Annotated in this window: 16 protein-coding genes, 1 tRNA gene and 1 other RNA gene; 8 read left to right on the top strand and 10 right to left on the bottom strand. The window is 41.6% G+C overall.

Going from position 1 to position 22,664, the window contains the following annotated elements; translation table 11 throughout:
• Positions 1-4 precede the first annotated feature (4 nt).
• Together PQO03_RS17720 and PQO03_RS17715 are read left to right on the top strand one after the other, a co-directional pair.
• Positions 5-175, top strand: a complete 171-nt coding sequence (locus tag PQO03_RS17720) for a hypothetical protein (protein WP_274152189.1) — start codon at positions 5-7, stop codon at positions 173-175.
• 268 nt (positions 176-443) lie between these two features.
• The gene (locus PQO03_RS17715; RefSeq protein ID WP_274152188.1) at positions 444-1,154 is read left to right on the top strand and encodes a hypothetical protein; all 711 of its coding nucleotides are present in this window, start codon (positions 444-446) and stop codon (positions 1,152-1,154) included.
• Between the two features lie 377 nt (positions 1,155-1,531).
• Here PQO03_RS17715 and PQO03_RS17710 read toward each other — a convergent pair whose 3' ends face one another.
• From PQO03_RS17710 to PQO03_RS17690, 5 genes are all read right to left on the bottom strand, one after another.
• Positions 1,532-2,497 (bottom strand): transposase, encoded by a 966-nt coding sequence (locus PQO03_RS17710; protein WP_274152187.1) that lies wholly within the window; start codon positions 2,495-2,497, stop codon positions 1,532-1,534.
• A 463-nt stretch (positions 2,498-2,960) separates the two neighbouring features.
• Positions 2,961-3,325: a transfer-messenger RNA gene (gene ssrA, locus PQO03_RS17705) on the bottom strand.
• Between the two features lie 924 nt (positions 3,326-4,249).
• Positions 4,250-5,686 (bottom strand): sulfatase family protein, encoded by a 1,437-nt coding sequence (locus PQO03_RS17700; protein ID WP_274152185.1) that lies wholly within the window; start codon positions 5,684-5,686, stop codon positions 4,250-4,252.
• Positions 5,683-7,173, bottom strand: coding sequence for a sulfatase-like hydrolase/transferase (locus PQO03_RS17695; RefSeq protein ID WP_274152183.1), 1,491 nt, complete (start codon positions 7,171-7,173; stop codon positions 5,683-5,685). Before PQO03_RS17695 ends, PQO03_RS17700 begins: the two co-directional genes overlap by 4 nt.
• Positions 7,170-8,708, bottom strand: a complete 1,539-nt coding sequence (locus tag PQO03_RS17690) for a sulfatase family protein (RefSeq protein ID WP_274152181.1) — start codon at positions 8,706-8,708, stop codon at positions 7,170-7,172. The genes PQO03_RS17695 and PQO03_RS17690 overlap by 4 nt, the downstream gene beginning before the upstream one ends.
• 221 nt (positions 8,709-8,929) lie before the next feature.
• Between PQO03_RS17690 and PQO03_RS17685 the strand changes: the two genes are divergently transcribed.
• Positions 8,930-10,609, top strand: a complete 1,680-nt coding sequence (locus PQO03_RS17685; RefSeq protein ID WP_274152180.1) for an Eco57I restriction-modification methylase domain-containing protein — start codon at positions 8,930-8,932, stop codon at positions 10,607-10,609.
• 45 nt (positions 10,610-10,654) lie between these two features.
• Here PQO03_RS17685 and PQO03_RS17680 read toward each other — a convergent pair.
• Positions 10,655-10,736, bottom strand: a tRNA-Tyr gene (locus tag PQO03_RS17680).
• 209 nt (positions 10,737-10,945) lie between these two features.
• Here PQO03_RS17680 and PQO03_RS17675 point away from each other — a divergent pair.
• The 5 genes from PQO03_RS17675 to PQO03_RS17655 are packed head-to-tail and all read left to right on the top strand — an operon-like array spanning position 10,946 to position 17,955.
• A complete protein-coding gene (locus PQO03_RS17675; protein WP_274152179.1) occupies positions 10,946-12,490 on the top strand; it encodes a sigma 54-interacting transcriptional regulator in 1,545 nt (514 codons plus the stop codon).
• 3 nt (positions 12,491-12,493) lie between these two features.
• A complete protein-coding gene (locus PQO03_RS17670; RefSeq protein ID WP_274152178.1) occupies positions 12,494-12,895 on the top strand; it encodes a DEAD/DEAH box helicase in 402 nt (133 codons plus the stop codon).
• Positions 12,895-14,805 (top strand): RecQ family ATP-dependent DNA helicase, encoded by a 1,911-nt coding sequence (locus PQO03_RS17665; RefSeq protein ID WP_274152177.1) that lies wholly within the window; start codon positions 12,895-12,897, stop codon positions 14,803-14,805. Before PQO03_RS17670 ends, PQO03_RS17665 begins: the two co-directional genes overlap by 1 nt.
• 60 nt (positions 14,806-14,865) lie before the next feature.
• Entirely contained in the window at positions 14,866-15,699 is an 834-nt protein-coding gene (locus tag PQO03_RS17660; RefSeq protein ID WP_274152175.1) for a CvfB family protein, read from the top strand.
• On the top strand, positions 15,700-17,955 hold the full coding sequence (locus PQO03_RS17655; RefSeq protein ID WP_274152173.1) for an efflux RND transporter permease subunit: 2,256 nt from the start codon (positions 15,700-15,702) through the stop codon (positions 17,953-17,955).
• A 438-nt stretch (positions 17,956-18,393) separates the two neighbouring features.
• Here PQO03_RS17655 and PQO03_RS17650 read toward each other — a convergent pair whose 3' ends face one another.
• From PQO03_RS17650 to PQO03_RS17635, 4 genes are all read right to left on the bottom strand, one after another.
• On the bottom strand, positions 18,394-19,053 hold the full coding sequence (locus tag PQO03_RS17650; protein WP_274152171.1) for a prepilin-type N-terminal cleavage/methylation domain-containing protein: 660 nt from the start codon (positions 19,051-19,053) through the stop codon (positions 18,394-18,396).
• Between the two features lie 540 nt (positions 19,054-19,593).
• A complete protein-coding gene (locus tag PQO03_RS17645; RefSeq protein ID WP_274152169.1) occupies positions 19,594-21,126 on the bottom strand; it encodes a sulfatase in 1,533 nt (510 codons plus the stop codon).
• A 75-nt stretch (positions 21,127-21,201) separates the two neighbouring features.
• Positions 21,202-21,570 carry a DoxX-like family protein gene (locus tag PQO03_RS17640; RefSeq protein WP_274152167.1) on the bottom strand — a complete coding sequence of 123 codons (369 nt, stop codon included), beginning with the start codon at positions 21,568-21,570 and terminating at the stop codon, positions 21,202-21,204.
• Between the two features lie 40 nt (positions 21,571-21,610).
• Positions 21,611-22,615 (bottom strand): FIG domain-containing protein, encoded by a 1,005-nt coding sequence (locus tag PQO03_RS17635; RefSeq protein WP_274152166.1) that lies wholly within the window; start codon positions 22,613-22,615, stop codon positions 21,611-21,613.
• Positions 22,616-22,664 lie beyond the last annotated feature (49 nt).

Below are 22,664 nucleotides of genomic sequence, written 5' to 3'. Positions count from 1 at the left end.
ATATATGAAAATTGAAGGTTTTCCTAATTGGGAGTTTAAAGTAAAAGAGACTTCTATGGGAGTTTTTAATGCATCAGCAACAAGTAAGTCAGGTATATTTGTCGAATTTACAGGGATAGATCCTGATGACCTTTTAGAACAGTGTAAAAAATATGCTAAATCAACGGAGTCGTAGCCTCAACTCAACGTTCTATACACCTAAACTCTCACAGACTAGATCACTTGAATTAATCACCTATTACCAACAGATCCTTCCTTGTAGCTCCGTACTCACCAAGGCGAAGTTCAATGGGAGGAAGTTATGTTCATAGTTTGCCAATTTGAACACAAATAGGCAGGTAATCATTATTAATGTCAGTACAATTGGTATTGTTTGTGTGGATTGTAGGCGAGTTGGTAAGGGGGGAGTGAGTAAATGGAAATGAATGGGATATTGATATAATATGGGAAAAAAGAATAAAGATATAGAGGCTAATAAGCAAGATCTTAAGGCATCTGTTCTAAAATCTACTGTTGGGATTGTTCCTTTTGCTGGCCCCTTCTTATCCGAGGTTGTAGGAGCGGTTATTCCTAATCAAAGAATAGACCGAATTGGTAAGTTCGTCAAAGAACTAGATGAACGTTTAAGTCGTTTCGAGCAGTCATATCTTAATGAACTTATTAAAGATGAAGAATGTGTCGATTTGATAGAGGAGTGCTTTATCTCGGCATCACGAGGTATCTCACAAGATAGAAGAAAGTATATCGCTACATTACTTGAGAATGGACTGTCAGAAGAGCGGATAGAATTTTTAGAAACGAAGTACTTATTAAAACTCTTAAATGAATTGAATGATATGGAAGTCTTATGGCTTCGTTATTTTTATGATACTACACGAGGTGGAGATAGCGAATTTAGAGAGAAACATGCTGATGTCTTCAAAATTGTAGTAGTATCAATAGGGTCAGATGAGGAAACTAGACGAAAAGGTGCTTTACAAGAATCTTATAAAGATCATTTAAAAAGATTAAGACTCATTGATGAAAAGATTAAATTTGATAGAAAGTTAGGAATGCCAGAGTACGATCAGGTTACTGGTAAGCCCAAATCTTATTATAATAACGTTAGTGTTTTGGGGAATAATCTACTTAGATATATTGGTATGATTCAATAATGTCTGATGTCAGTAAATGTGGCGTTCTATACACTTAATCTCAGACCTCGACTTGATAGCTGTTTGAGTATAAAAATATATTCACCACGAAAGCGTTGGTGAATAAACAAGATCTTTGAAGGAAATTAAGGGACAGCCCTTTGTGAAGAGCTGATTCAAAAGAGTCTCAAATCGAGTCTCTTTTTTAGTTTTTAGAGGGTCAAAATGAATGTAAAAAACTACTTTTTCTTTTAGCTGCTAGAGAAACAAGAAAACTAATCAAATTCTTAGTCGATTGAGTACAAAAGCGGCTAAAATAAAAACTAAGAACTCAAGACGGGTTTAAATCATCTTGAGTTCAAATTATGTATTTGTGAAACTTGCGGATCTACATCCATCTAGCCAGCGGAGGCTCTCCGCCGTCGTCGAGGCTTGAGAGAATAAATATCATTCCATTCATCCTCAGTGTAGGGCTCGTGAATTCTCTTCCAATTCATCTTAGCGGAGAACTTAGTCAACTTCTCCCGAACAAAAGCTTCTGAGCCAATGACTAGGCACTTTGTAAAGAATCTGCACTTGTGAATAAAGAGATCATCCCAGGCTAATTCCTCAGATAAATTCACTTCCCTGAAGAATTCGGCCAGAGTCTGAGAATCAGCATTCTTGTAACGACGTAAGCCGAGCATATAAGCTCTGAAAACCTCTCTAAAATGCTTTTGCTTATCTCTGATGTCATTAGCTTCAATTCCACGACAAAACACATCAAAGAACTCATGATCTGATTTTCCTACCGAGCCACCTGCCAAACGATCAGAATATCCACAGAAATGAAAGTCTTTAGGATCAGAAACAATTCCAGCACGAACTGGATTAAGACTGATGTAAGCCATTACTCGAAGCAAAGAATCTGATTGAGCTGAAACTTCAATCATTTCCGAGTCAAACCTTTGACCGAATAAGCGACCCCAGGAGCTGTGCTCCTTATTAAACCACTGAACAAACCTCTGTTCAAAATTACCAATAATGAATGAAATATCATGGATTTTCTCCCTGAAATCATTCCTTTGTTCTTTGCTTATAAAATTAATTTCTTCATTCTGCTTATGAACTCGATAACGCTGTAAAAGCGCGACGTCATCCATCTGCAAAGTAGGAGGAATCTTAATCAACAAATGAAAATGATTATCCATAAAAACATAATCAATTAGCTGATAACTGAGCTTTGCCACTCCATCGTTTAAGAGCTCTTTGAGTTTCTGCTTCTCCAGATCCCTGAATAACATGCGACCACCAGCAATACGATTTGTCACCAAATAATAAACAGCTTGATCCGAACAACTTTCTTTAACTCGATTATGAGCCATGATTTTTCTCCTTTCCAAAGTACAGAGAATATAAAACAAGGCATGCTCAAAAGCAAAAAAATGAAGGGGAATGAGGAACAGGACTTAAGAAAAGACGCTCACTTCGTTTATTAAGGATCAGCATTCAGAGAGTTATTTCTCTCGATCTTCATAGATGCATTTCTCACTTCTCAGTTGCACCATTTATTAATAATACGCTATGGTTCTCTTGTGTAGACTGGTGTATTTAACTCCTTTTGTGTTGTTTGGGTCAACACCACTCTTTTACTTAATTAGCAATAATATTGCTAATTACTGAAAATGATTTGGCAAATTCACAGAAGAGATGAGGCACTACCTAAATTCAATATTACAGAGATCTGGGTAAGTTTAATTTATCGTATGATGTCCTATGTGATAACTGATGTGATACTCGAAAAACAAAAGAGCCATAAGTTGTTAATGGTTAACAACTTATGGCTCGTAATGGAGGCGGGGGGAATCGAACCCCCGTCCTGAGTAAAGCACTACAGGAGCATCTACATGTTTAGTTTCCTCTTATTTCTTGACCTCTTTATCTGCCAGGAAACGGGCTAATAAAGCGGCAAGCTGCAGAAGTTTCTCACTTCTCCCCCCTGAAGCTCAGGTTCGAAGCCAGCCTAATAAGTTTGGGCCTTATCGTCACTCTATTAGGCGTCGAGTGGGAAAGGCAGCGGGCTTATCTTATGCCGCTAATGCGTAATCTGTATCGTTAGCATTTATGTTTTTGGACGGCTTTTAACGAGGCCAACCGGCCAACCTCGACATGCAACTCAAGAGTCACCCTAACAGTCGAAACCGGGCGCCCCCAAGACATAATTACTATAGGTGACTTGAGGGGGAATTCAACAGGTAGATAAAGGGATTAATTATAAATGGTGAATTATAAATTTTTAATGAGTCGGTAGTTTAGGGACGCTGTCCCCATCCCTGCGAGGCTTGCCAGCCATCGACCGGCAGATGACATGGTGGGAAGGCCGTTGCGGGCGGGCCGCCCGCGATCCCAGAGAATAAAAAAAACCGATTAAATAATCTGGGAGGTGAAGGAGTAGGGCACGATGGGACGAGAAGAATGCCAAGCGGGTGCTTGGCGGACCCTGATTTCATGTATGTAGAGTAGGGACGCTGTCCCCATCGCTGCGAGGCTTGCCAGCCATCGACCGGCAGATGACATGGTGGGGAGTCCGTTAATGGGTGGGAACTTAAGCATATGCCGAAGGTATGTAGTATGGTAGCCAGCGGATTTATCCGGTGGGTATTGTTAAAAAATGATATTCATGCCGAAGGTATGACGGTAAGGCGCTGGAGCGAAGCTCCGAGTGTAGGGATTCTTAAGGGGTGTTGTCACACAGGCGGGTAAAAATCATTGGTCCGTACGACAGAAGCTTAAGCGAGGTTTGGGGCGGAGCCCCAGTATAAATACCTCCGGTGGCCGAGGAGCCCTCGGGGCCCTACTAAAAAAGTTAACCGCAGGTATAAATACCCTTAAGTTCCCACTCATTAGGGAGGCCGTTAATGGGTGGGCCGCCCGCGATCCCAAAGAATAAAAAAAACCGATTAAATAATCGTGGCGGTGAAGGAGTAGGGAACTATGCGACGGGAAGAATGCCAAGCAGGTGCTTGGCGGACCCAGAGAGTAAAAAAGCCCCGATGGATATCGGGGCTTTAGAAGATTCTAGATACTAAATCAGTGAACTATGAAAGCTCACTGGTTATTTTAAAATCGCTAGAGGTTTAGTGATCGGTCTTTTTCTTTTTAGATTTTTTCTTTTTAGATGATTGAGACTTTTTTGGATTATCGAGATCCATGTCGTCATCCATATCTTTCATGAGCTTTTTTAGTTTAGTGGTGAGTTCTGCAATTTTAGCTGCGTACTCAGGGTTTTTGGCGAGGTCGTTCATTTCTAGGTCGTCTTTACTGATGTTGTAAAGGCGGCTCACTTTGATGCCTGGATAGACGATTAATTTAAAATCACCGTCTTGGATCATGCGTTGAGTATGGGTGTATTTACCATAGATAGGTGAGTACTGAACTTTTTTAGTCCCTTCGATAAGAGGCATCACTGAGTTAAACTGGACGTACTCGGGTTTTGCGATTTTCGCAAGATCTAGGGTAGTTGCCATAGCATCTTGAAGATAGATGGGCATGTCGAATTGTTGCTCAGGCTTAATACTAGGGCCAGAGATGAAGAAAGGAACTTTCATACTATGATTATACATACTTTGCTTGCCAACGAGACCGTGGTGACCGACTGAGAGTCCGTGATCGGCAGTGAAGATGATATAGGTATTATCGGCTTTGCCACTTTTTTCGAGTGCATCAAAAATACGACCAATTTGCTCGTCCATGTGAGTGGCAATAGCAAAGTATTCTTGGCGGTGAACTTTCACGGCAAATTCAGTACGAGGAGAAGGCATAAGGCGTTCGTCGCGTAAACCAACCGGGTTACAACCCATTTCTTCGTCATAGGGATAGTTGCTTAAAAAGCTTTTCGGTACTTCGATTGAATCGAGTGGATACATGTCGATATACTCTTTTGCCACTTGACGTGGGTCATGAGTCGCATTGAAGGCAATATACATAAAAAAGGGCTTATCCTCTTTTGTGGCTTGTTCAATGAATTCGATACCATTATTAGCCACGACTTCGGACCAGTGAATGCCACCTTGCCAAAAACCACCTTGAGTTTTGTCCCAAGGTTTCCAGCCGTTGAGGTAATCATCCATATCTTTGGGACGATTGTAGCCAGATCCCTTAGGCATGCCCGGGCGAGGATCTTTTACAACATCAAAACGAGGAGTTCCAGGGACGTGCCATTTACCGGTCATATAAGTGGCATAACCATTTTTTTTCATAATTTCTGACCAGTGGGGAACTTGATTAATACCTTTTTGAGCTTTGTTAACAAAGAGGCCAGAATTGAGCATGGCACGACTCGCGGCACAGACGGCTCCACCCCAAGCACCCATGTTATAGGTGTGATTAAAGCTAGCACCCGAAGCCATGAGTTTATCGAGATTAGGAGTTTGGCAATTATAACGACCCATGGCACCGATGGTGTCGAGGCTCATATCATCGGCAAAAATGAAGAGGAAGTTAGGTTTTTCATTCTCTGCAGCGATACCGATCATCATCAGTGAGCTACAGATTAGTGCTAAGAATTTATTCATTTTTTCTCCTTTTTGGATTTAGTTTTTTTCTTTACTTTGACTTTGTATTGCTCAGGCTGATCGGGATGACCTTGCTTATGAATTTTTGATGGGAAAGCAGCTTTTTTATCCCAAGGGTTTATTGCGAGTTTTGTGTAACTAGGATCCGCATCGGTTTTTGGAAAAGTTTTAATCACAGCGCTGAGGCGATCGAGGATAGCTTTATACTCAGGGTTGGCAATGAGGTTATTGAGTTCTGCGGGATCTTTTTCAAGATCAATGAGTTTTTCTGGTTTGCGATCAATAGCGATAAAAAGTTTGTAGCGTTCATCACGGACGACGCGATCACGAAAGTAATAAACATTTTCGACTCCGTTTTCAGTCATACGTGCACCATGAGAACCCATGGCCATTACCCATTGCCGTGAGCTTTTTCCTGTTCCTAAAAAAGCATTTTTGGCTGAGTGACCATCATAAGTGTATTGAGAGTCAAGTTGTACAGCTGCGAAGTCCGCAAAAGTCTGATGCATATCGGTGAAATCTACGAGAGCCTTGCTCGTTTTTCCTTCGGGAACTTGACCGAGCCAACTGACAATAAAGGGAGTGTTAACGCCATTTTCAGTGGTTTTAGTTTTTCCACCTCTAACTAAGCGACCATCCATCATGTTGCTCATGCCGCCAGTACCATTATCACAAGTCCAGACAATGATGGTGTTTTCACGAAGGTTTAGCTTATCGAGGTGATCGATAAGTTTACCAGTGAGAAGGTCGATGTAGTGAACCATGGCTTTGTGTTTGTCGAGTTTATCGCTAACATTTGGTTCTAGGGGAGTGTGGACGTGTGGTCCATGAGGTAGAGCTAATGGATAATAGACGAAAAAGGGCTTGTCTTTATTGTCTGTGATAAAATCGAGCACGAATTGATTATATATATCTGGGCCAAATTGACCTTCGTAAGTCTTGCTACCTTCTTTCGTGTGAATATAGGGATTCCAGTAGCGCTGAGTACTAATTTTCTCATGCTTTTTATCGGTAGAGCCTTCACAACCCGTCCACATGCAGTAATCATCAAAACCATGTTTGACCATGGCGTCGGGATGGATGCGAAAATCATTGAGTTGCCATTTTCCCGCGACGGCAGTGGTATAGCCTGCCGACTTCATGGTACGGGCAATGGAAGGGTTATTATTCCAATCATAGTAACCAGCACCCCAACGAGGAGCATCCCAATGATTGACCCAGCCACTGCGGTAAGGGTATTGACCCGTCATAAATGCGACACGACTGGGTGTGCACTGAGGCATTGAGTAAGCGTTATCAAATTTAGTTCCCTGCGCAGCGAGCTGATCAATACGTGGGGTTTCGATATCTTCGCCGCCGTAGCAATTGATCCATTCTTTACCGAGGTCATCGAGCAGGACGAAAATAATATTCGGTTTATCCGCGGCTTCGCGCGCTTGGAGAGAGATGCCAATGAAGAGGCATATAAGGAGATTGCGCCAGATCATTTTTTCTCCTTTTTAGATTTCTTCTTTTTACTTTTTGTTTTCTTAGATTTGGGCTGAGTGTTTAGTGGAGAGCTCCATTGCTTGCCTAAGCGTTCAAGAGACTTTGTGCCATATTCAGTACCGTCAAAGCTATTTTTTACTGATGCATGCCATACGAGCATGTCTTTTTTGAGTTCTTCGACCAATTCAGGGTTTTGTGAAGCGATATCAGACTTTTCAGAAGGGTCTAAAACCAGGTTATAGAGTTCATATTTTTGGCCACTGTTATAAGAAATGAGCTTAAAATCTTCTTTATGCCAAGCAATGCGATTGCTATACATGAGGCCAATTTGAGAATTACGCTGCTCTAAATCACCTTCGATAATGGGCATCAGTGAGCGGCCGTCAAGTGCATAAGAAGGTTCAGGGTGAGAGATTTTGAGTGCATCGAGAACGGTTGGTAGGTAATCAGAAGTAATACAGGGCAGGTTGACTTCTTTTGCCTGGCTTATTTTAGCAGGCCAAACCATGACGGAAGGAACACGAACACCGCCTTCATAGAGGTCGCGTTTACGGCCACGGAAGTGGCCAGCACTGCCATTATCAGGACGCTCTTGACTCTCTGGGCCATTATCAGAACAAAACCAGATCATCGTATTTTGGTCAGCTCCTTTAGCAGCTAAATGTTTTCTGAGGCGGCCAATTTGTTCATCCATGGCAGTAATACAACCAGCATAATTACGCAAATGAATAGGGTGTTCTTTGTACATTTCCTGATGCTTTGGACCAGCGACGCAAGGGAGGTGAGGAGTGTGAAACCAAATAACGGAGATGAAGGGCTTGTTGTCTTCTAGAGATTGATCAATAAAAGGAAGGACGCGATCCATAATGACGCGGCTATCGTCGCCACTGAGGTTATCGCTGACTTTATTGCCTTCTATATCCCAATAGAAAGTTCCGTAAGCTTGGCTCTCTTGCCCTTCTTTTAGGTATTCCCAGCCGAGTTTTGAGCTTTCTCCCTTGGCGAATTTCGCGGGTTTGAGCATGGGGTCATAAGTGGGGACTTTTGATTCGGTAACAAAAGCATTGTCATAGCCATGAAGTTTAGGGGGGTTAAACTCTTTAGTGTTTCCTGGCTTGCCGCGATTGGCATCTTTTTCAGTATGAGTGAGGGTTCCTAAATGCCATTTGCCGAAATGACCAGTAGCGTAGCCCTGTTCACGTAAGATCTCGGGTAGAGTGATTTCTTCAGGACGAAGAAAGCCTTGATTGGCAGTAGGGACACCTGTTCGATAAGGGTTACGGCCAGTTAGGACGCTCGCGCGAGTAGGGGAACAGACGCTAGAAGCTGAATAGAAACGATTGAATTGTAAACCTTCCGCAGCCATTTGATCGAGATGAGGAGTTTTGACGACTTTACTACCATTAAAACCAGTGTCGGCCCAACCAAGGTCATCGGCCATGATGAGGATGACATTGGGTTTTGCGTTTTCCGCAGAAATAAGGGGAGAAATAAATGCGCTTGCAGCGGCTAATAAAAAGTGCGATTTGTTCATAGGGCTCCTGAATATTTATATTGGTTTAGCACTATATGCGTTAGCTCGGATGGAAATTGGATGCGAAATTGGAAAAAAGTTTAATTTTTCTTAAAAATACAAGAATATGAGCATGGTTTTAGTGAGTGGAGTTCTCTTTACAGAGACTTAAGTTAAAATCTTGTAAGATCACAGGGATCTATTACATTCGCTTTTATTATGTAAAAAAGAAGAAGATTGCCATGCCTAGTTCGTCAATACCCCAGGGTCATAAGGGCCTTACCGAAAGGAAAGCTACTGGCGCGCATTATACCCCGCCTCAATTAGCCCGATTTATGGCTGAGCAAGTATTTAAGTATTGGAAAGGAAAGGATAAAAATTCTTTAGTGACCATTCTTGACCCAGCTGTTGGAGACGGGCAATTAATTAAATCATTGTTGGATGTCTTATTAGAGAATGGCTACGAAAATATAAGAGTACGACTCTACGATACCGATGCCGAAGCGATAAAACATTGTCGACGAAGCTTAGAGAATTGCTACCCCATGGTGAGTTTTGTTTTTTATCAGAAAGACTTTCTAGAGGATTTACTAAATAAAGAACGCATTATTAAGCATGATTTAATTATTAGCAACCCACCTTATGTACGTCCCCAAGCGATGGGGGCCGATGTTTCCCAGAGAATTGCGAAAGAATTCAAGCTTTCTGGAAGTCTTGATTTAGCGCATGCCTTCATTGTTGCAGGAGAAATGAGCCTTAAAAAAGGTGGCAAGAGTGCCTTTGTTGTGAGCAATCGCTTAATGAGTACCAAGGGAAGTTGGGCAATACGAGAATACATAAAGACGAAGATATGCTTAGATCACATGTGGGATTTTGGCGATAGTCGATTATTTGAAGCGGCGGTATTGCCTTTGGTTTTTGTTGGCAGTGTGGGTAAGCAAAAAAAGGCATGCCCTTTAACGTCAATTTATACAGACACAAGTATTAGCCCCAAAGAAGCGGTAGTGGGAGATCTATTTGATTATCTTCATGAGGATCAATGTGTCAGTGTTGGAGAGCGGCAATACAGGATTACCCAAGGAGAGCTACTTTTTGGAGAGAAAGTCAATGATATTTGGACACAGAAGACAGCGCAGGGCGAGCAATGGCTCGCACAAGTCGATCGTTTTACGTTTTGTCGCTTTGCGGATATAAATAAAATATCCGTGGGCATCAAATCGACAGCTGATAAGGTTTTTATAAAACAAGATTGGTTGGGGATGCCCAAAGATGAAAGGCCTGAGATGCTGAAGCCTCTGATTACGCATTATGAAGCGGCACAGTATAGACCTAAGCGAGACGCAAGTGCCTTGGTGCTCTATACACATGAGATACGTGAGGGACAAAAGCGTGTGATTGAATTAGAGACTTATCCGAAGACAAAAGCATTTTTAGAAAAACATAGCGAAGTACTGAAGGCGCGAAAGTACCTACAAGAATCTAAAACTCGTCGTTGGTATGAGCTTTGGGTCGCTCATGACCCAGGCAAGTGGAAGTATCCTAAAATTGTTTTTCGTGATATTTCAGTGAAGCCCTTATTTTGGTTAGATACGAGTGGTGCAGTGGTCAATGGCGATTGTTACTGGTTGTCGAGCCAGGGTTTGGAAAATTTGGATTTAATTTATTTAGCTCTGGCAGTAGCCAACTCGCCTTTTATAGAAAAGTACTACGATGCAAAATTCAATAATAAACTCTATTCGGGACGTCGTCGATTTATTAGTCAGTATGTGAAGAAGTTTCCTTTGCCAGATCCGCAATCTGAATGTGGGCAGGCAATTATTGCACTGGTTAAAAATACTTATGAGAGCGGTGATTTTGATGATCAGCGCAAAAAAGAAATTAATTCATTAGTTAATCAAGCTTTTGGTTTAGAAAAAGAATAAATTCTGGCACAAAAAAAGCCTTGACTAAAAGTCAAGGCTTTGAAGTGGTGGGGGAAGGATTCGAACCTTCGAAGGCGTAGCCGGCAGATTTACAGTCTGCTCCCTTTGACCGCTCGGGAACCCCACCAGGGGTTTTGAAGTGCCTTATGATAATTCACAAATTATTTCCTGCAAGACTAAAAAACAGGATTTTTCGAGGTTTTTCAAGAAAAACTCAAAAATTACATTTTTTTCCGTTTTTCCCCTTAAGCTAGGACTAGCAAAAGTACGATGAATGTATATTTTAGAAAAGTTTTATACGATTTTTGTAATATTTTCACAGTATGGGGGCCAAAAATGGCAAGTTCTAAGTTTTCGAATGATCTTTTGATTATTTATAAGATCTCTCAGTCTTTATTGAGACATAAGAATGTTAACACACTACTCAATGAAGTTTTGGATATTTTAGAGACCGAGATGAGGACAGAGAGAGCGACTTTGACTTTGTTTCACGTCAACGAAAATGCTCTGATTATTGAAGCTTCTAAAGGCTTGAGCGCACAGGAAAAAGGCCGTGGGCGTTATTCTCTGGGCGAAGGTGTGACAGGTTTAGTAGGTCTCAATCGTCAAGCGATTGTAATCCCCAATATTGCTGAAGAAGAAAGCTTTTTAGATAGAACCCGTGCGCGTAAACGCCACGATATTGGTTTTGTTTGTGTTCCCGTTATGCGAAATGATGAATTGATTGGTACTATTTCAGTTGATTTAGAAGCGACTGCGACTATTGATTGGGAAGGCAAAAAACAACTTTTAGAAATTATTGCCAATTTGCTTGCTGATGCAGTTTTTCAAATTCGCGAAGGTATAGAAGAGAAAAACACTCTTAAAGCTGAAAATAGTCGTCTACAGAAAGAATTGGGCAATCGCTACAACCCTAGTAACATGGTGGGGAATTCCCGTGTTATGCAAAAAGTTTTTGAAAATATCAACCTCATGGGCAATAACCACGGATCGATCTTGATCATGGGTGAAAGTGGTGTGGGCAAAGAATTGACCGCACGTGCGATTCACTTTAGCGGTATTCGCAAAATGAGTACATTCCTATCATTGAATTGCAGTGGTCTGCCTATTAATATGGTTGAAAAAGAACTCTTTGGAGTGGAACGCGATGGCCGCCTAATCAAAGCAGGTATGTTAGAGAAAGCTCATGGTGGAACACTCTATATTGATGAGTTAACTGATACCTCAATGGAAATTCAGCAGCAACTCGAAGATTATTTACAGAATCAAACTTTCAAACGTGTTGGTGGTACAGAATTATTAAAATCTAATGTTCGCCTTGTTGTAGGGACTTATAAAGACGTAGATATAGCCATCGAAACAGAAGAAATTTCAGAAAGCTTTTACTATCGTTTGAGTGTGAATACACTGGTAGTCCCACCTTTGCGTGACCGTAAATCAGACATCACTTTACTCGCCGATTATTTCTTAGATGAATTTAATCGTTCCTATGGTAAAAAAGTTGTACGTATTTCAACTCCTGCAATTAATATGGTGATGGCTTATCACTGGCCAGGCAATGTTTTGGAACTGAAGAACTGTATCGAAAGAGCTGTTCTCAGTACTGATGATGATGTAATTCACGGCTATAACTTACCTCCATCGCTACAAGCGGCGGGCCTCAATGAAGATGACCCCGATAATAATACGGTTACCGATTTACAGGCATCGCTCGAAACCTACGAAAGAGAACTTTTGGTTGAAGCCTTGAAGCGTCATCGCGGCAATGCAGCGGCAGCAGCTCGAGCGCTCAATACGACTCCACGGGTACTCAATTATAAGTTTAATAAGCTCAAAATAAATCTCAAAGACTTCAAAAAGTCTTCGAGCAACCGTTTCTAGTTTATGAATGAATTGCGTGAAGGACTCAAGAAGTTCTTCTCCTTTGATACCTTTCTAGAAGGACAGGATCAAGTTATAGAGAGAGTTTATAAGGGTGAGGACCTCTGTGTTGTCATGCCTACGGGAGCAGGGAAATCTCTCTGTTACCAACTTCCGGCTTTAGTCAGACAGGGTTACACAGTGGTTATTTCTCCGCTGATTGCGCTGATGAAAGACCAAGTAGATGCCTTGAAGAATAAGGGCATTTCAGCTGAGTTTATCAATAGTACCCAAAGCCAAACTATTCAAAATAATATCCTCATGCAAACTCAGCAAGGGATGATTAAATTACTTTATGTTGCACCTGAACGCATGCGTTCACAAGCCTTTCGCGATTTACTGAAAGATTATCCCCCGTTAGTTTAGTGGTCGATGAAGCTCACTGTATATCCCAATGGGGCCATGACTTCCGTCCTGATTATACCCGTTTGGGTGAGATGGCTCAGAAACTGGGTATTAAGCAAATTTGTGCTTTTACCGCTACCGCGACGCCACGAGTTAGAGATGATATAAAAACCCAGTTACGACGCCCAGAAATGGATGTGGTAGTGACGGGTTTTGCCCGCCCCAATTTGAGTTTGATGGTAGAGGAATGTTCAAAGAAAGATAAGAAGTTAGAAAAAATTCGCGAATTGCTCGAAGATCGCAAGCCGACAATTATTTATTGTTCCACCCGTAAAGCGGTAGAAGAAGTGATGGATGGCTTATCAATTCGTGGTTATCATGGCGGAATGAGTGATCGCGATCGCAATGATGCTCAGGATTATTTTCTCTATGATTCAAACCCAGTTTTAGCGGCAACAAATGCTTTTGGCATGGGAATTGATCGAGCGGATATTCGTCAGGTTATTCACTATAATTTTCCAGGTGCGATAGAAGCTTATTACCAAGAAGTGGGACGTGCAGGACGTGATGGAGAGCAATCAACTTGTGTTTTACTCTTTTCATTTGCAGATCGATACACCCATGAATTTTTGATTGACCTCAATAACCCTGATGAAGCTATGATTCGCAGTACCTGGCTGACTTTAGTGAATATGTGTAAGCGCACTGGCGAGAACTATTTTGAAATGACTCTAGGTGAACTCGCCGAGATGATTCCCAAAGCGAAAGGTGAGCAACAGCTCTCTGGAGTGATGAAAGAATTAGAGAAGAAAAATTATATTCGCCGTGGCTTTCGCCAAGAAAACACGGGAAAAATGGGTTTTGCCAAAAGTCGCGAGCAGCTGCTCGCAGATTTTCCTACTCCCAAGACTCAGCGTGCTATTTTTATTCACCGCTTTTTAGAGCGTCATGGCGATACCATGATGAATGGTGCGATGATCGAGATTTCCTATTATCAGATGTGCTCTATAACGGGTTTGAAACCCGAACAAGTGAAGCGAGTTGTGAATGCCTTGAAGGGTGATCAAGTTCTCTGGGAACCGCCCTTTTCGGGTAGAAGTTTCGAAGTTTTATCTGATGGCGCGCTAGATATAGATTTTTCAGGTTTGAAAAAGAGACGTGATTCAGAAGTCGAACGCTTAGACGAAATGATTTCCTATGTTCAAACCCGTGATTGCCGTCAAGATTATTTGATTAAGTATTTTGGTGCCGATGATTCAAGCTGGCGTTGTGGTACCTGCGATCGTTGTCAGCCCGCATCGGGAACTGGAGGCGAATACCGTCGTTTAAGTGAAGTCGAAACAAAACAAGTTTTACGCTTAATGGAAGCCGTCGAGAACTTTAGTGGTTATTTAGGCTTATCTAAAATAGCAATGTTAGTGACCGGAAGTCGCGATGCTTCGATAGTGGGAAGCCGTTTAAAAGATTCGGATCACTACGGCTGTTTAGATATGATGGATCAATCTCATATTCGTGAATTACTTCAGAGTTTAGAAGGTAAGGGCTTGGTGAAACGCACCAAGGATAAGTACCCCGTTCTGAAGATCACTACTATGGGCAGCGAATTTATCGAAAGACCCAAAGCTTTAGAACTCATGGTTCCTAGTAAAAAGAAAAGAATCAAACGCGAGCCTTCGCGTGCGATAGAAGCGATTCAGAGAAAACAAAAAATTGAGGGCGGGGATTTATACGAAGAGCTGCGTCAGTTGCGAAATGAATTAGCAAAACGCGATGATGTCGAACCTTGGTTAGTCTTGAGCAATGCCGCACTAAAAGCTTTGGAAGATGGGAAACCTGTTGATTTAGATGGCTTTCGAAAAATTAAAGGCGTGGGTGATTATAGAGCCGCACGTTATGGTAAGGACTTTTTAGAGCTTATTGCGAGTAAATGATTTTGCTAAGTAAGCGTCTGCATTAGTGTAGAGTATAAATATAATAATAAGTGAATAGATATGATTGATATTGGTAGTTATAATACGTTAAGAGTGTTGCGTTTAGTAGATTTTGGAGCTTACTTGGGCAATTTGGAGTCAGGACAAGATGTTTTAATTCCAAAGCGCTATTGTCCAGAAGGTTTAACTGAGGGAGACGATATTGAAGTCTTCATTTATACTGACTCGGAAGATAGAATCATTGCAACTACAGAGACGCCTTTGGCTATTGTCGGTGAATGTGCTTTCCTAGATGTTATAGATATCAATGACTTTGGTGCGTTCTTAGACTGGGGTTTACCGAAAGATTTATTTGTTCCTTTTTCTCATCAACCCTATCCCTTTCAAGTGGGTCAAAAAGCTTTTGTTTACCTGAAATATGATGACGTGAGTCAGCGTGTAATCGCTACTGGTAAAGTACGTAATCAATTAAAAAATGATGTTTCCGATATAGAAGTGGGTAATCCTTTCAAAGGTATTATTTATGAGCAGCATGAGCTGGGATGGCGCATGGTTGTCGATAATAAGTATCACGCCATGATCTTTGATAGTGACTTTACTGAGCTCCCTGAAAAAGGCGATATCCTCAATGTCTTTGTGAAAGCAATCCGTAATGATGGCAAGCTAGATGTAACCTTATTTCCTCTTCATGAAGCGGTTCAAGATGATTTAGAGTTGTTCATCATCAAATACCTTAAAGAATCTGATGGTGTGATGCCTTATGATTCTAAATCATCGGCAGAGACTGTCCAAGGTGAGTTTGGTGTGAGCCGTAAAGTATTTAAAAAAGCTTTAGGTGCACTCTACAAGAAAAAGTATGTTGACTTTGCTGATGGGAATACTCGCCTGCTCTAAATGAAATTGCGTATTGCAGGGATTTTTTTAGCTTTTGCGATGCTCGCAGGAGCTTGGTTCTCTGCAAATAAACTCAGTCTCGATAGTTCCGTAAATGAAATTATGGGGACTGATCACCGTAGTCGTGGTACTTATGAGAAAGTGGATAAGGCCTTCAAAGACCGCACGGTGGTTTTGGCTTTATGTAAAATTGACGAACTCTTTTCCGATAGCGGAGTTCGCAAGCTCCATGCGATTAGTGAAAAGCTAAAAAGCCTGCCACAATTAGAAGATATCCGTAGTTTGACCCATGCGGCTCGTCCTGTAAAGCGGGGCAATAGCTTTGATATCCGTAAAAATATCCGCCTAGAAGTTTTTCTTGATCTAAAGGAAAAAAGCCCTGAGCAATGGGCTGAACTCAAAGAATTTATCACTCATTACCCGATGACGCGAGATCTCATGATTTCGGCTGATGGTCAGTATACAATGGTGCTTGCACGTCTCAAAAACGAGGCTTTAAGCATCGAAGATAAAGTGAGTTTATGGAAAGATGTGAAGCATGCGGTAGAGGGATTTGAGCAAGAAGGTGTCGAAATTCACTTTCTGAGTGAGCCCATACTCAGTGCGGAGTTCTTAAGTCTGACACAGGATTTTGTGACTCAAGTTTTATTAGCGGGCTTAGTGCTGATCATTATCATCATTTTACTGAGTTTTAAATCATTTAAAATACTTGCCTGGATGGTGGTGCTTGAACTGGGGGGCTTATTGCTTTGCCCAATGATTTTTGCTCTTAATAATTATGATCTAAATGTCTATACATGTATTTTGATTCCCTTAGTACTATCACTGCAATTAACTTTTTTAGTGCACTATTTCGCTGTTTTTCAGCAGGGAGAGAAAGTATCAAAGAACCCTTGGAAGTACGCCTTTAAACGAGTTTTTAAGCCCTCCTGTATTGCACTCTTAACTTCTTTGATTGGCTTTGGAAGTTTACTCTGGAGTGAAGTGGATGTACTTAGAGTTTTAGGACAATTAGGGCTGCAGTATTTACTCACTGTATTTTGTTTGAGTTTCCTTCCTTTATATGTTTTATCGAGATCGTCTGCAGAAGATGAACAAAGCCTAGCTGATTGGGATGGGAAAGAAAATTTGACTCATCCCTTGAGTCAAAAACTTAGCTCATGGCGTCATCCCATTTATATATTAGCAATGATTTTTATAACGGCGAGTTTCTTTTCTTATTCGAAGATTGAAACGGATATGCGGGCAAGGGAATTTTTGACCCCCAAAAGTGAAACCCGTGAATCCTTGGAGTTAGTGAATGACCATTTTGGAGGCTTAAATGTCTTTCAGCTCAAGGTAATTGCGAAAGAAAAAGCTGGGATTCAAAAATATGAGAACGTGAAATACCTTCATGATTTACGCAATCGAGCGATGGAAATTCCCGGAGTGCATAATGCCTATACCTACTCGCAGTTTTACACGACAATTCACCAACTCTTTCTTGGCGATAGTCTATCTCATGGCAATGTTTTTCCTCCTGAGAATGCTTTGTTTACCTACAATTTAATTATCAATAGCCAAGCTTTTCCCTTTAAAGATTTTCTGCAAAATGAAGACTTGACCGAGACTTTGTTTATTCTGCGAACAGATGATGTGACCTCGGTAGAATTCCTGGAGATTGCCGAGCAGTTTGTCGAGCTGGCAAAAAAGGATCTGCCCCCAGGGCTAGAAGTGGTGGTGCCCAATGGTTTGCAATCTATCCTGAAATCCGATCAAGAGATCCTAAAAAGTCAGATGAATAGCTTGGGACTAAGCCTAGTCAGCATGTTGATTTTGTTATTAATCATTTGGAGAAATCTCGCCTTAGCATTCTATGCTTTTGTGACCGCACTCAGTGCTTTATGTAGCTTAGTATTAGTGATGTATTTAGGCGATATCACCCTTAATTCAGTGACGGTGATGAGTGGGGCGATTATTTTGGGTATTGTGGTGGATGATGCGATTCACTTTTTATCTTATTATCGTCATTCATTAGAGCAGGGGCATTCTCCTAACTCAGCCTTGGCGAATTGCTTTCAGACAAAATTAAAGCCGATGATCTGTACGAGTTTGGTTTTAGCCACTTGCTTTGGCTTATTTTGCTTTTCTCCTTTTCCACCCATGCAGGACTTTGGCTTCATTGGAGCGATAGCACTACTTTGTGGCTTAGCTGCTAGCTGCTTCTTGTTGCCCGCCTTACTTCTTTGTCGAAAGTGTTGCCACACGGGCGGATGAAAAAAGGGGAGGGGTTAATAAATATTTTATCGCCTCTCAAGGTGGGCACACCTTGCAGGGAAGGGGACGGAGTCCCAATACTGCTATAAAACAGGAGGGAGATTATTTCGCCTCACTCCGGCGGGGAGGTGCTGCCACACGGGCGGATGAAAAGGGGGGGGAGTTAATAAATATTTTATCGCCACTCAAGGTGGGTACACCTTGCAGGGAAGGGGACGGAGTCCCAATGCTGCTATAAAACAAAGAGGGAGATTATTTCGCCTCACTCCGGCGGGGAGGTGCTGCCACACGGGCGGATGAAAAGGGGGGGGTAATAAATATTTTATCGCCACTCAAGTTGGGCACACCTTGCAGGGAAGGGGACGGAGTCCCAATACTGCTATAAAAGCGGTGAGTGATTGTATCGCTTAACAGCGGGTTACGATACTCATAGATCGCTTATGGGCGCCAGAACTTATCTATGGCACTATTATTGGAAAGTAGGTGGGTGCCCATTTTGGTTTCAATATGGCCATCGATAAATGACATATTGGCGCGGTTATTGTGGCGAGCAATACTTTTTTCACTACCCCGACCATAGAGATTCATAGATGTAATATCCGTACTTATGAGAATTCGGAAATTATTATAACCATCAATAAAAAGCATTGTTTCGGAAGGATGATCACTAACTAAAGGGAGGAGGTCATCCCATGTATTATTGGGAGTGGTGGCATTATTAATATCAGTGAATTTACAGAAGCGGAAATTCATCGCGTAATTGGATTGCCATACGGCGTCAAGGCTAGCTGCAGAAGGACAGCGATAGATGCCTGAATCATTTGTATAGTCAAAATCTAAATAGCCATTATTCGATAGGTTGACAGTCCATTGAGCATTAGAATAGCCAGATGACATATCTAGGGGCATAAAATTGTCATTATCTAAAGCATAGCTCAAGTTAGCGAGAGTGATCTGCTTGAGATTGCTTTTACAGACAGATGATTGAGCTTTTTTACGAGCTTTACCGAGTGCGGGAAGAAGAAGACTCGCGAGTATACCAATAATAGCAATAACCACGAGTAGTTCGATGAGAGTGAATTTTTTGTTGCCGTTCATAATGTGTTTCCATCTTCAAGTTATCTTAAGTAACAATAAGAACAGCGTGAGATGAATGATAGTGACAAAAAAAAACACTTATTTTTTATCACCTCTGAAAATGGGCACAGCTTGCAGGGAAGGGGACGGAGTCCCAAGGTTGTTATAAAATAAAGAGGGTGTTTAATATTTTTCACTCGCCTCTCAAGGTGGGCACACCTTGCAGGGAAGGGGACGGAGTCCCTAAGATTCTATAAAATAAAGGGGGATTATTCCGCCTCACTCCGGCGGGGAGGTGTTGCCACACGGGCGGATGAAAATAAAATCATCGCCTCTCAAGGTGGGCACACCTTGCAGGGAAGGGGACGGAGTCCCCATACTGCTATAAAACAGGAGGAATATTATTTCGCCTCACTCCGGCGGGGAGGTGTTGCCACACGGGCGGATGAAAAGCGGATAGGGGATTGTATCGCTTAACAGCGGGTTGCGATTGCCATCGCGGGCGGGTGAAAAAAAAAGTCGGGGAACTAAGTCCCCGACTAAGTGTATTTGAGGCTAAGCTTATAAATTTGGAATGAGGGGCGTGAGCTCATCACCTTTTTTATTTGTGGGAAACAGAGCGCCTTCTTGCTTGAGTTGTGAGTTCATGGCATTGATCAGGCTATTGAGTTTTTCCGGATTAGTGGAAGCGAGATTTTTTTCTTCGTAGGGATCTTCTTTTAAATGATAGAGTTCAATTTCAGGCTTCGAAGTCTTTGGATTGTAGTGATAAATAATTTTCCAATCTTGAGTTCTGTAAGTAGTGAAATAACTACTGCGGTGCTTATGGGGGAAATGCATAAGAAAAGTTTTTGGGTGAGTATTATCCTCTTTACCACTGAGTAGAGTTTTGAGTGAGCGGCCATCGACGGTATGATTTGCGGGGCTCGCAATGCCAGAGGCTTCCAAAACAGTAGGATAGATATCCATAATGGTCGCCATTTGTGTTTGAATGGCGTTCTGTGCAATAGGCAAAGCCTTTTGGAATTTATTTTCGGGATTTACTTTTGCCCAGGCAGCAATAAAGGGTATACGCATGCCACCTTCGTAGTGGGTTCCTTTTTTACCTTTTAAAGGGGCAGCACAAATAGTTGTATGAGTTCCACCAAGTGGAGCATCTGAACCGTTATCACCAAGGAAAATGATGAGGGTGTCTTCGGCAATACCTAGTTGATTGAGTGTGGCCATGACATCAGCAAGTGATTTATCCATGCCTTCTACAAGAGTGGCAAAAGCTTGTGCGCTTTTTCCCTTGCCACTATTTTTATAGTTATCTGCAAAGCGTGGATCAGAATTAAAAGGTGAATGCAAGGCATAGTGAGACATGTGTAGGAAAAAAGGTTTGTTTACCTCGACTGATTTTTTGATGAGTGGTAGCGTCTCAAGTGTGAGTGCTTCAGTTAGGAAAGTCCCAGTATCGTAATATTTTTCTAGATGAGGGACATTATGAGTGACGGGCTTTTTACCTGTTTTGTATTTGGGGTGATTGCCGTAATGATCTTTAGAATAATAGCTTTTTGGACGTCCCCAGCAATCTCCACCGACATTATACTGGAAACCAATCTTGGTGGGGTCTGATGCGTCTGCTTGTTTGTTGCCAAAGTGAGCTTTGCCAATATGAATGGTAGTGTAACCCGCGTCACTGAATAATTTGGGTAGAACGGGAGATCCTGCTTTTATACCCGTCCAATTCCATTCTTTAGGACCAAAGTCCCCTCGGTTATTTGAAGAAGGGTTGATCCAAGTGGTAGTTTGGTGACGTGTAGCATTTTGACCACTAATAATGGAGGCACGGCTTGGTGAGCAGACACTCTGCGCACAGAATTGATTGAAGCGAATGCCTTGCGAGGCAAGTTTTTCCATGGCAGGGGTACGAAAATATTGATTGAGTTCTTGTAGCTGAGGCTTACCATTCTTATCTGTAATAAAAGGTACGGAGGTATCCATCATTCCCATGTCATCTACGAGAAAAATAATAATGTTCGGTTTGTCGGCTCCAAGGAGGGTCGTGCATATAAAGAAAGAAAAAGTAAGTAGGTAATGGGCTGTTTTCATGGCAATCCTTTGAGTTGTTTATAAAGACTTACTAAGTGGATTCACTGATTCTCAACAAATCTTGCGATTTTTCATCTATTTTTTTGAAAGTAAGCAGATGTAAGCGAGGGCACATACCGCAAGGTTAGTGGAGAAGGGGTTAAAAGCGTGAGTCATTAAGCTGGGAATTTGAATGAGAATGGCGATGGTCGCAAAAAAGGTGAAAAATATAGCGGGATACACGAGTTTGGCTTTGTGGAAAAAAATGAGAAGTGCAAAACCGTAAATGGTTTCCATAATACCAGAGCTCATTAAAGCCATGTTTTTTTCAAGGAAGGGCATGAAGGTATTATTCATCAAAACTTCTTGTTCACTTTTGAAAATGAGTTTGGGTACAATTCCATGATATAAGAAAATGAGTGCTAAGCTGATTCTGGAACAGCGGTAGATAGCTTTCTGATTCATTGGGTCTTCCTGTTATTGTTGAACTTGGGTGAGGGAGTTTTTATTTTAAGCCATGTTTTTCTAAAATACAGTGAAATACGGATGAAACTTCTTTATGAATTTCTTTGTTAGCATAGGCAATCCAATTGATGGGATCTTGGGTATTCATTGGAGCATTAAGAGTTTGGCCGTGGATATCTGTAATAATAATACCGGCTTCTTCGACAATGAGTAATGATGCCATATCATAAGGATGACAAACATGGCCTTTGCGTAGGTGTTTCATACTATTATATAGAGCGGGGCGAATATCGGCAATAAAGCGGTCTTTACCCATGATCATTTCATAAAGTTGTCCGCCAGTGGAGATATACTGATCTTCAAAATTGAGGATCTCGCCGTCTTGAGCATCGGGATAGAGGGTGTCGATAAGTTCTTCTTCAATTTGAGCTAATTCAGTTCTACCTGGAGAAAAAAATCTGGAAATTTGAGCAAAGCCACCACGAAGGTGAGTTTCTTGTGAGGGGGCCAGTTCAAGATTTTGTTTTTCTTGAGTGAGTATATTTCTACGGTAGCCAGATAGACCTTCGTCTTTAAGCGCACTTAGACTATCGCCATAAATCATTTTACTCGTGGGGATCTCGACCATAACGGAGGTGAAAATATCAGTCAAGCTAGTATTTGAGCCAAGGTTTTTTGCGACGCCCGCAAGAAAGAAGGCCGAGCGTTTGTCGTACATGAGGCCGCGAGTTCCATCGATGGGATCCATGATGATGCGGACTTGACAGTCTTCAAAAGCTTTTTTATTCGGATAAGAAGTGATTTCGTCTTCTCCGATACCCTCAGCAATTAAGACAATGCCACCAAATTTGTGGGCTTGTTGTTCAAGAACTCTGACAATGACTTCTTCGGCATAGCTATCGATCTGATAAATGGTATCGCTATTGCTTATGCTGTGAACAGAACTTAGTGAGCTAAAATTTTCACTACATATTTTTTTATGGGCATAATCAGCAATAGCTTCGCCTAAATTTAAAAGAAAATTTCTAACTTCATTCCAATTCATATGCAGGTTTCTTTCTTTAATATGTTAAGAATCGTATTATTTAAGACTT

The organism is Lentisphaera profundi (genome assembly GCF_028728065.1).
GTDB classification, from domain to species: domain Bacteria; phylum Verrucomicrobiota; class Lentisphaeria; order Lentisphaerales; family Lentisphaeraceae; genus Lentisphaera; species Lentisphaera profundi.
This window is presented reverse-complemented; position numbering and strand designations above follow the sequence as displayed.

Excerpts from the sequence above, each read along its gene's own strand:
- PQO03_RS17720 (WP_274152189.1), top strand. The coding sequence starts at position 5 with ATGAAAATTGAAGGTTTTCCTAATTGGGAGTTTAAAGTAAAAGAGACT.
- PQO03_RS17715 (WP_274152188.1), top strand. The coding sequence starts at position 444 with ATGGGAAAAAAGAATAAAGATATAGAGGCTAATAAGCAAGATCTTAAG.
- PQO03_RS17710 (WP_274152187.1), bottom strand. The coding sequence starts at position 2,497 with ATGGCTCATAATCGAGTTAAAGAAAGTTGTTCGGATCAAGCTGTTTAT.
- PQO03_RS17700 (WP_274152185.1), bottom strand. The coding sequence starts at position 5,686 with ATGAATAAATTCTTAGCACTAATCTGTAGCTCACTGATGATGATCGGT.
- PQO03_RS17695 (WP_274152183.1), bottom strand. The coding sequence starts at position 7,173 with ATGATCTGGCGCAATCTCCTTATATGCCTCTTCATTGGCATCTCTCTC.
- PQO03_RS17690 (WP_274152181.1), bottom strand. The coding sequence starts at position 8,708 with ATGAACAAATCGCACTTTTTATTAGCCGCTGCAAGCGCATTTATTTCT.
- PQO03_RS17685 (WP_274152180.1), top strand. The coding sequence starts at position 8,930 with ATGCCTAGTTCGTCAATACCCCAGGGTCATAAGGGCCTTACCGAAAGG.
- PQO03_RS17675 (WP_274152179.1), top strand. The coding sequence starts at position 10,946 with ATGGCAAGTTCTAAGTTTTCGAATGATCTTTTGATTATTTATAAGATC.
- PQO03_RS17670 (WP_274152178.1), top strand. The coding sequence starts at position 12,494 with ATGAATGAATTGCGTGAAGGACTCAAGAAGTTCTTCTCCTTTGATACC.
- PQO03_RS17660 (WP_274152175.1), top strand. The coding sequence starts at position 14,866 with ATGATTGATATTGGTAGTTATAATACGTTAAGAGTGTTGCGTTTAGTA.
- PQO03_RS17655 (WP_274152173.1), top strand. The coding sequence starts at position 15,700 with ATGAAATTGCGTATTGCAGGGATTTTTTTAGCTTTTGCGATGCTCGCA.
- PQO03_RS17650 (WP_274152171.1), bottom strand. The coding sequence starts at position 19,053 with ATGAACGGCAACAAAAAATTCACTCTCATCGAACTACTCGTGGTTATT.
- PQO03_RS17645 (WP_274152169.1), bottom strand. The coding sequence starts at position 21,126 with ATGAAAACAGCCCATTACCTACTTACTTTTTCTTTCTTTATATGCACG.
- PQO03_RS17640 (WP_274152167.1), bottom strand. The coding sequence starts at position 21,570 with ATGAATCAGAAAGCTATCTACCGCTGTTCCAGAATCAGCTTAGCACTC.
- PQO03_RS17635 (WP_274152166.1), bottom strand. The coding sequence starts at position 22,615 with ATGAATTGGAATGAAGTTAGAAATTTTCTTTTAAATTTAGGCGAAGCT.